The 9,229-nt window shown below is 42.0% G+C and carries 9 protein-coding genes; 8 read left to right on the top strand and 1 reads right to left on the bottom strand.

Annotated elements, in window-relative coordinates; genetic code table 11:
* The coding region (locus ACFIKO_RS08400) for an Arm DNA-binding domain-containing protein (protein ID WP_375673751.1) at positions 1–362 on the bottom strand (362 nt) is incomplete at its 3' end.
* A gap of 224 nt (positions 363–586) precedes the next feature.
* Here ACFIKO_RS08400 and ACFIKO_RS08395 point away from each other — a divergent pair.
* The 8 genes from ACFIKO_RS08395 to ACFIKO_RS08360 all read left to right on the top strand — a co-directional run.
* The gene (locus ACFIKO_RS08395; protein ID WP_375673749.1) at positions 587–1,012 is read left to right on the top strand and encodes a hypothetical protein; all 426 of its coding nucleotides are present in this window, start codon (positions 587–589) and stop codon (positions 1,010–1,012) included.
* A gap of 1 nt (position 1,013) precedes the next feature.
* Positions 1,014–1,898 (top strand): hypothetical protein, encoded by an 885-nt coding sequence (locus ACFIKO_RS08390; RefSeq protein ID WP_375673748.1) that lies wholly within the window; start codon positions 1,014–1,016, stop codon positions 1,896–1,898.
* An 11-nt stretch (positions 1,899–1,909) separates the two neighbouring features.
* Positions 1,910–3,358, top strand: a complete 1,449-nt coding sequence (locus ACFIKO_RS08385; protein WP_375673746.1) for a hypothetical protein — start codon at positions 1,910–1,912, stop codon at positions 3,356–3,358.
* Between the two features lie 2 nt (positions 3,359–3,360).
* On the top strand, positions 3,361–5,529 hold the full coding sequence (locus ACFIKO_RS08380; protein WP_375673744.1) for a glycine zipper family protein: 2,169 nt from the start codon (positions 3,361–3,363) through the stop codon (positions 5,527–5,529).
* Positions 5,526–6,173: a transglycosylase SLT domain-containing protein gene (locus ACFIKO_RS08375; RefSeq protein WP_375673742.1), complete on the top strand. Its 648-nt coding sequence runs from the start codon at positions 5,526–5,528 to the stop codon at positions 6,171–6,173. The genes ACFIKO_RS08380 and ACFIKO_RS08375 overlap by 4 nt, the downstream gene beginning before the upstream one ends.
* A gap of 12 nt (positions 6,174–6,185) precedes the next feature.
* Positions 6,186–7,187 carry a phage tail protein gene (locus ACFIKO_RS08370; protein ID WP_375673741.1) on the top strand — a complete coding sequence of 334 codons (1,002 nt, stop codon included), beginning with the start codon at positions 6,186–6,188 and terminating at the stop codon, positions 7,185–7,187.
* Between the two features lie 7 nt (positions 7,188–7,194).
* Positions 7,195–8,208: a phage tail protein gene (locus tag ACFIKO_RS08365; protein ID WP_375673739.1), complete on the top strand. Its 1,014-nt coding sequence runs from the start codon at positions 7,195–7,197 to the stop codon at positions 8,206–8,208.
* A 7-nt stretch (positions 8,209–8,215) separates the two neighbouring features.
* On the top strand, positions 8,216–9,229 hold a 1,014-nt coding region (locus tag ACFIKO_RS08360), incomplete at its 3' end, for a phage tail protein (RefSeq protein WP_375673737.1).

Raw genomic sequence — 9,229 nt, 5'->3', positions numbered from 1 at the left:
CCATCTTTACCATCATTTTTTAATTCAGCTTTACGACTTTCAAAAGCATCCAACGCGATATCTTTTAAATAATGGAGATTACTTATTGCCTCACGCTTTTGTTTTTCACGTTCTTTAATAGGGTCACGACCTTCACGAAGAACAGAACGCCACCCAGTTGCCAATTCACGGGCTTGTTTTAAAGAAACATCTCTCAAGGCACCCAAGCCCATTTCACGGCGCCGACCATGAATGGTATAACGGTAAATCCATTGAGCACCTCCATCTTTACGCTTATGAAGTAACAAGCCAGCACCATCATTATATTTGCCAGCCCCCAATGTTGCGACAGCCCTTGCATTAAGACGGTTCATAAGAGCCATTTTTAGTCCTTTCTTATACAAATTTGATCCACACGCTCATCCCACTTGTTATGTGCAAATAGTGGTTTTGATTGATTCAAGATAAACAGATTTGAAATGAGAGAATCTTACGTTATTCGGGACTCTCACTCAACATACAAAACAGTGAATTATCATTATAAATCAATATCTTGTACGATGATTACGGGGTTTAATGTGGATTTACGTCCTTTGGGTAGAGGGTAATGGCAAAAGTCTTTTTGACAAGTTCTTGGGATATGGAGCGTATAGCGCCTTATCTTGAAGAAATCATTGCGTCTTTTAATGAGTATGTAGAGCGTTTCAAACATGAAATTACGTTGCAAGAACTCATTGAATCTATTTGCATGGGCGAGAAACAGTTATGGCTTGTTTTGGATGATGAAGAGCGATTTTTAGCGGTAGTCACGACCCAGATACAACAGACAGTTTTAGGAAAGAAACGCGCGCTCATTTGTGAATGTAGTGGGAAGGGCGTTCTTGATCAAGTTGACAATTTGCAAGTTGCAGAGGATTGGGCGCGTGAGAATGGCGCTTTTGAAATGGAGATCTTGGGTCGTTTGGGTTGGAAACGTGCATTGGACAAGCAAGGTTACAGCATAGATATGCTTTATTACAGGAAGGAATTGTGAAATGGGGAGCAAGACACCAGCAACAACAGAACAAAAGCAGGTACAGACAAGCGCCCCTCCTGCTTGGATGGAGAATGTATTTAAGCGTGGGGGTAGGGATGCGTATCAAATGTATGACACAGGGATTGGGGGTAATGTGTATGGGGGACCTCGTATTGCCCCGTTAAGTGATCAAACACACTATGGCATTAGTGGTCTTGGCAGTATTCCTCATCATTATCAAAATCGCTCTTTGATGAATACAATCTATAATCCAACGTCGGCAGCCATGAATCTTAGACATATGGCTTCTGGTGGTATGGTTGGACAGAATCCGTCTTTTAATGCCGCCCTTCAAAATAGCTTAGACCGTGTAAGAGATACGATTAACAGCTCTTTTGCAGGTGCGGGTCGTTATGGGTCCGGTGCACATGCAGGTGTATTGGCAAATGAACTTGGTGCTTTGTCCACAAGTGCTATGGCAGATCAATATAATCGTGATGCAGACCGCATGATGCAAGCGAATTCACTGATAGACCAAGCCAATCAAAATCAGTTGGGAGCCTCAAATAACTTCTTACAGGGTTATGGCAATGCCTATTCCAATGCCATACAGGGGGGAGGTGTGCTTGATAATTACAATCAGAGAGTTGTCGATGCCAATCGTGAACGTTGGCTAGAGCAAGACAATAGCGGTTGGAATAAGTTGAATATGCTTATGAACGCCGGTCATGGCTTTGCAAGAAATTACGGTACAACAACAGGTAACAACACATCTTCTCTAATGCAAGGCAACGACCCTTGGAAGAATTTTGCGACAGTAGCAGGTCTTGCGACAAGTTTTATGGGTATCCCTGATATTTCTAAACCTTTTGGCGCATTTTTAGGCAAAAAATTCGGTGTATAGGAAAGAAAGAAATGGAAAAAAGTTCTTGGGTCGATAACATTTCGCGTTTTTTTATTCCTCCTGATCAAGGTGAACATCCTTTAGTTAGAATGTCTAGAATAGGAGCAGATGGTTTAATACAACATAGTACACATCTCCCACCTACATTAAAACGCAATAGAAGGAGATGGTCTACAGTTCAAGAAGAAAGAGAACGCCAAAAGCGTGAAGAGATCTATGGTCGAAAGCTATTAGGAATGGTTATTCCGAAGATTGGTGAGAGACCATTTGAAAAAATGAATATGTTGCAGAAAGTAATACAGCAGCATCAAGGTCCTGCTACTCCTAGTGCAATTTCTATTGATAAACCGTTTGAGAGTGGTTCTCTTGCGCCTTCTCAAATAGGAACTATTGTTCCGGATGGAGTATATCATGAGAAGAAGGAACCTTATGTGGTTCCTGAAGCAGAAATACCATTTGGTGTTGGTAATCATCCACCACTCCCTAATGCACAGGAGATTAAACAACTTACGCCTATAGTAGAGGCAGCTTCAACACTACAGTCACAAACTTCTCCAGTAGATACTCGAACTGGTTTTGAAAAGTTTGTCCAGTCTGATTTTTATAAAAAGCTTCAAGATCTTTTTGCAGGTATGTCGGCAGCGCCCTCAGGCGGTTCTGGGTGGGATGCGCTTGCAAGTGGTGTGAAGCATCTTAATGAAGGAGATAAACAAAGAGAGCAGATTAACCAGACCGTCGAGTATCTAAAGTCCAAAGGCTACAGTGATGAAGAAGCACGGTTCATTGCTGGGAATAAAGATGCGTTGAATGCTTTTCTATTACAAAAAGCGAACGGCGGTTATGATGCTAGATCTAAAGAAGAATTGGACCGCCTACGAGAAACGATAGAGCTTAAAAATAGAGAAACTATCAGTAATAATACACTCCATGACATTGAACGTTTTATGAACTATATAGAAGAAAATGGTGAATGGGCTACAGGTAATGCGGCTAGTATACAAGCTCAGTTGGGTGTTCCTCAACACCGTGATATGAGTTCACTGCTTGATTCCATTAAAAATCGTATAGGTATTGATCGTTTAGAAGCGATGAGACAGTATTCGCGTAATGGCGCCTCAGGTTTTGGAAATCTCACAGAAAGAGAACTTGATATCTTAAAGAGCTATTTAGGAGAGATAAAGTACAACTTGGGTCATAAAGAGCTCTTGTTTAGGTTGAAAAAAATCCATGAAATTTTGGGTAAGATGAAATCAGACGTATTGTCTTTGCTAGAAAACAGTAGCATTGCATTAACGCAAGAGAATGTTGATAAGGTTACATCACAGCCGCATTCTAAAGCTCCACAGCAAGAACATAGTAATCAGTTACCAAAAATGAGTTTAGAAGAGGCATCTATTAAGGATAACGTGCCTTATTTTATAGATAGTTCCAGTGGTAAAATTCTTGTTAAGGAGAAATAGTAATGGACCCTTATAAAGCTTCTGGTGAGATTAATTCTCAATATGTATACTCTAAGAATGGAACGCGTTTCCGCGTAGTTGAAGACCCTGATGAAATTGAAAAAATTATAAGATCACATGCTAACACTTTTCCTTCGTCCTCTTCTCAATATGTATATTCTAAAAATGGAACGCGTTTTCGCGTAGTTGAAGACCCGTCTGAGATTGCAAAGCTATCTAATTCTTTTTCTGAAAGTCAACAAAGTACAGTAGATCAATCAAGTACACCAGATTCTTCTCCACTTGATGGCAAGGATTGGAGCAAGACGCGTGCGGCTTGGAGCCACCTTATATCTGGTCTCACGGCAGGTTATAGTGATGAGATACAAGCGGCGAATGAAGCGGGTTTTACGGATTATTGGAGCGGTGATAAACGAGCAGAAGAAATCTATAACAGAAGAGTAGCTAAGGAACGCGCTTACCAAAAAGCCTTGGAAGAGAAACATCCATGGTTGTCTTCTGGTGCTTATATTGCTGGTTCGATTTTACCAACATTAGCATCTTTGGGTATTCCCGCATTAAATTTTTTGCGAGCAGGTTCGACTTTAGGAGGTTTAGGTAGGGGAGCTCTTGTTGGGGCAGGTTCTGGAGCTTTACACGGTTCTGGTACAGGAGAAGGTTACAATGATACGGTGAATTCGGCGTTAGCTGGTGGTGTTGGTGGGGCAGTTTTGACGCCGGTTGCTGCTTTAGGAGGTATAGGTATTTCTAAGGCAGTTCGTAGTTTAGGAAATGCTTTAAAATCACCTCCACTTGTAAGGAATTATTTTAATCCCGCTCATAAAGAGGTTTCCAATAAGGCTTTGCGAGAAGTTGCCAAGCAACTTTACGATAATAAAACCCAAAAGATCACGGAACGTCTTAGCTCAGAACCTCAGGAAGTATTTTTGACAGATATTAATGAAAAACTACGACAGACTTTGTGGAATGCGTCTAAAACAAATGAAGATGTTTATAATCTCTTGAAACAAGCGCATGAGAAAAGATTGGGAGGTTCTGTTCAACGTCTTGATGATATGATGGAGCAGACAATTGTTCCATACCAGCATAGCGATACTTTAAGCAGGACGCTTAAACAGCAAGGGAAAGAAGCGCATGATCATCTTTATGAACAAGCAAGGCAAACGCCGATAGGACGAGAGTATTATCCGGCTCTTAATAAACTTTTTGAAAATAAAGGGTTTCAAAAAGCTCTTAAAGAAGCTGTCAATACTTTAGAGGAACACCCTCTCAGTATAAATCCTAGAAGGTTTTATGATAGAAGATTTAGCAGTATAACCTATAAACCTACGATAGAGTTATTAGATCAAACTAAGCAGTCTCTTGATGATTTAATCGAAAAAAGTAAGAAACATGGCGATAACCAAAAGATTTTAGGATACGAAGTCCTCAAACAAAATTTGGTAAAAATAATGGACGAAATCTCTCCTACGTACAAAGCAGCACGCGGTAGTGCGGCAAAATTCAAAAACTTTGCAGATAGCTTTGAGGAAGGTAGGCAAGCTCTTGGAACAAAGCTTGAAAAGAGTTTTGAAAGGGATGCAGTTCAGGAAAATCTTTCTAAAGGGAATTGGACAAAACAAAATAATACCTATCAGATGGGCATGAGAGATGCATTAGATGATTTACTCAGAAAAAATGATGACCCTATTAATGAATTTTCTAAACTTTTAAAACAAAATCTTGCATCTGAGAATCTTAAAAGGATGATAGGACCGGAACGGTTTTCTACTTTTAAAAAGGCAGTAGATCAGGAGCAATTCTATTCTGATGCAGCAAAAGAGGGTTTTAGCAAATTTGAAGGCATTCCTAAGATTTCTCTTTTTGATGGAGTTCGTGTACCACATAGTATTCCTGATATACCAGCTCAAGGCTTAAAATTAGCACGAAACATATTTTTTCATCCGAATGCACCAGAGGCGCTACGAGCAAAACGAGAGCTAGAGCGCGGTATAGCGAAATTAGCAACTTTTGGCGTTAAAGGAATGGAGCGCAATGAAATTGCCAAATTGATTCAAAGTGCTTTGAAGTGGCATAAAGCCGGTGTGATAACGGATGAAGGCTTGAAGATTGTTTCTAGAGCTGTAGCAAAAGGGTTAGGTCCTAGTGCTTCAATAGAGTATGCGAAATGACCCGTTATAGTCCTTCTGTTAATCAAGCGATACGGCAAACGGCAGCACGTTATGGTTTACCAGAGAGTTATTTATACCGTGTTGCGCAAGTGGAAAGTGGAGGCAATCCGAATGCAAGGAATCCTCGTTCCTCTGCTGGTGGGTTGTATCAATTTATCGATAGCACCGCCAAACAATATGGTTTGCAGAATAGATTTGACCCCATGCAAGCGGCAGATGCCATGGGGCGGTTGACGCTTGATAATCGCAATCATTTAAGCCGCCTTTTGGGAAGAGCGCCTAGTGAAGCGGAATTGTATTTAGCACATCAACAAGGCGCAGGGGGAGCCGCGCGGCTTCTTCAAAATCCCCATGCCAATGCGGCGCAAATTGTTGGCAGCAATGCGGTTGGCTTGAATGGTGGAAACAATGCTATGCGTGCCAGTGATTTTGTGAACCGTGTATTACAGATGTATGGGGGGCAGCCTTATAGAGCAAGCCCTGTAGCGCAGGGTGGCATTAGAAATAGAGACAACTTGCTCGAGGTTTTAAGGGCATTATTAGCATCACAAGAAGAAGCTTCGGAAGAAGAAGAGAGTGATGATAATAATCCTTTGATGACGCAATTCATGCGGGCGTTTTACGGACCGTTTTACCAGAATTAGGATACGATAGCCATGTCAACGATTTATGATTGGTCGCTTAGAGCGGCGGATAATACGCGCGTGGATGATTTGATTGATTGGTCAGAGGGACAGCATCCTAGCAGTGTGAACACGAGCGCCTGTGTGATGATGCAGCGCGTAAAGGAATACTTGTCAGATACGGGTGGAGAGCTTGAAGGCATTGTTACAAATGATCATGTCCAACAAACGAGTGTGATAAGACTTGCAAGCACCTCACAGTTTTTAGAGTATAAGAATGGTATCGTTTTGCGCTTTATGGCGACGGGTAAGAATGTTGGAGCGACCACGATTGTCTTAAACACTTTAGATGGCAAGCCGGTTTATAAAGCAACGGAATTAGGGGTTGGTCCTTTATCAGGGGGCGAAATCCAACAAGGGTGCATTTATAGCTTGGTTTATAATGGAGATCATTGGCATCTTGTTAATCCTACCTCTATCCCTTTAGAAGAAGAAAGCAGTCTTTATCCCACGGGTTTTATAGGAACCTTTGGAATGCGCGGGATTCCAAAGGATTGGTTACTCTGTGATGGAAAAGCTTATTTGCGTCGTGATTATCGTGATTTATTTGAGACGATAGGAACGGTTTGGGGAGAGGGGGATGGCGTTGAGACGTTTAATGTTCCCGATTTTCGAGGGATGTTTTTACGGGGTGTTGATGGAGGGCGCAATATTGATGAGGGGCGTTCTTTTGCAAGTGTGCAAACAGATTTAATCGAGTCTCACCAACATCAAGGACAGAGCCTTTCGATGTCTCATTTTACCAGCAACGAAAACTTTTGGGATGGGAATACGACGGATGTATTGGGCTATCGTCTAGGCTTGTTTGGGGGGAGCTCTCTAGCGAATTTTATGGGCATAGAGCGTGAGAATTTAGGAGGCTACATTGTAAGTTCTCATACTTTTGATGAAAGCCCAGAGGTTGTTTTGGAGAGCACTGGTGAAGGCGAGACGCGTCCAGTAAATGTGAGTGTTCTGTTTGCGATTAAGACATGAGGTTAAAATGTCGACGATTTATGATTGGTCTTTAAATGCCTCCTTGAATGCCTATTGTGATGATTTAATAGATTGGTCAAAAGGACAACGTCCTAGCAGCGTGAATAACAGCGCCCGTGTGATGATGCAGCGTGTGCGTGAATATTTATCCGATACGAGTGGTGTGATTGAAAGCACTTTTACGGTTGATGCTGAACAACAGACGACGTTGATAAGACTTCAAAGTAAATCGCATTTTTTGAAATATAAGAATGGGATATCAGTTTGTTTTAAAGCGAAGGGTAAGAATGTTGGGGAAACCGCAATTGCTTTGAATGATTTAGCCGGTAAACCTGTTTATAAGGCGACGGAATTAGGCATTCGTGCATTATCTGGAGGTGAACTTCAAAGGGGGTGCATTTATAGCTTGATTTATAGGGATCATGCTTGGCAAGTTTTAAATCCTACGCCTTTCTCTTTATCACAAGAACCGGTTATTCCCGTTTATCCTACGGGGACGATAGGGATTTTTGGGATGCAAGTTTTGCCAGAGGGCTGGTTACCCTGTGATGGGAAGGCTTATTTGCGCAGTGATTATCCTGCTCTTTATGAAGCGATAGGGATCAGGTGGGGTGGCGCTGATAGTTGGACGAAGTTTAATGTTCCCGATTTGCGTGGTGTTTTTTTACGAGGTGTTGATGATGACCGCGAGATAGACCGCTTTCGTTATCTTGGCACTTTACAAAATGATGCTATGAGAAAGCATGACCATGGGGGTCAATCCTTTACGATTTTGAATGATGAAAATCAGGAGGAGAGTTGGCATGGTGATATGACGATCATCTGGGGGTATGTGTTGAATGACCAGCAAAGGTTGAAGCTTGCTGAACGTTTGGGTGTGAGGGCAGAGGATATACGCGTGCATCATAAGCTAGCCTTTCCCCATTCCCACCTTCATATGCGTGATGTTGCGTTAGCAAGTTCAGGTGTAAGTGAGACGCGCCCGATTAATATGAGTGTTGTGTTTGGAATCAAGACGTGAGGTTCATATGTCGACGATTTATGATTGGTCTTTAACGGCATCTGAGAATGGTGGTGCTGATGCTTTGATTAATTGGTCAGAGGGACAGCATCCTAACACGGTCAATAATAGCGCCCGTTTTATGATGCAAAGGATAAGTGAGTATTTATCGGATACGGGCGGCGTGCTTGAAGGGATTGTTACGGTTGATAATAACCAAAAGACGAGCGTGATAAGGCTTCTAAGCCAATCGGCATTTTTAGAGTATAAGAATGGGATATCGGTTTGTTTTAAAGCAAAGGGCAAGAATGTTGGGGCGACAAAAATTGCTTTGAATCATTTAGTTGGCAAACCTGTTTATAAGGCGACAGAAACCGGTTTATTAGCCTTATCGGGAGGAGAGATACAAGATGGTTGTCTTTATACAGTCATGTATGATGAAGAGCTTTCGGGGTGGCAAGTTCTCAATCCGACAAGGGGTAAAGTTTCTCCCTTAAAACGCTTACCCTCCGGTCTGATAGGACCGTTTGCAATGGAACGCTTGCCGGATGGTTGGTTGCCATGTGATGGAAGTTCTTATTCACGGTATGTTTATTGGGATTTATTTTGTGTCATAGGAACGACGTGGGGAGAAGGGGATGGCGTTGAGACGTTTAGTGTTCCTGATTTTCGGGGGATGTTTTTACGGGGCATGGATTATGAACGCAATCTAGACCCTTGGCGTTCTTTTGCAAGTATACAACCCTGTTCTTTAAAAGCGCATGAACATTTTATAGGTCCAGCGTCATCAGAAGGTCTTTCTTCTCGTAAAAAACGGGATGTTTCTTCTTCTGAAGGTCACTTGCAAAGGCGAAAGAGAGCTATAGACGAAGAGTGTGTAGGTTTGAGTGGGGATAGCTTAAAAAAATGTCATGAAGAATTTGACCGAATAGTGGGCATTTCCAAGCCTCAAGAGGTTCCATTTTGGTTTACAGAAAAAGACAAGCCGCCTCGCTTACCTTGGTTTATCAGGAGCCCCTTTGCTAATTTTTTATATTATTCA

Origin of the sequence: Bartonella sp. TS82HLJMH (assembly GCF_042193495.1) — a bacterium.
Lineage (GTDB): Bacteria > Pseudomonadota > Alphaproteobacteria > Rhizobiales > Rhizobiaceae > Bartonella > Bartonella grahamii.
This window is presented reverse-complemented; position numbering and strand designations above follow the sequence as displayed.

Coding starts and splice junctions, on each gene's coding strand:
- ACFIKO_RS08395 (WP_375673749.1), top strand. CDS start 587: ATGGCAAAAGTCTTTTTGACAAGTTCTTGGGATATGGAGCGTATAGCG.
- ACFIKO_RS08390 (WP_375673748.1), top strand. CDS start 1,014: ATGGGGAGCAAGACACCAGCAACAACAGAACAAAAGCAGGTACAGACA.
- ACFIKO_RS08385 (WP_375673746.1), top strand. CDS start 1,910: ATGGAAAAAAGTTCTTGGGTCGATAACATTTCGCGTTTTTTTATTCCT.
- ACFIKO_RS08380 (WP_375673744.1), top strand. CDS start 3,361: ATGGACCCTTATAAAGCTTCTGGTGAGATTAATTCTCAATATGTATAC.
- ACFIKO_RS08375 (WP_375673742.1), top strand. CDS start 5,526: ATGACCCGTTATAGTCCTTCTGTTAATCAAGCGATACGGCAAACGGCA.
- ACFIKO_RS08370 (WP_375673741.1), top strand. CDS start 6,186: ATGTCAACGATTTATGATTGGTCGCTTAGAGCGGCGGATAATACGCGC.
- ACFIKO_RS08365 (WP_375673739.1), top strand. CDS start 7,195: ATGTCGACGATTTATGATTGGTCTTTAAATGCCTCCTTGAATGCCTAT.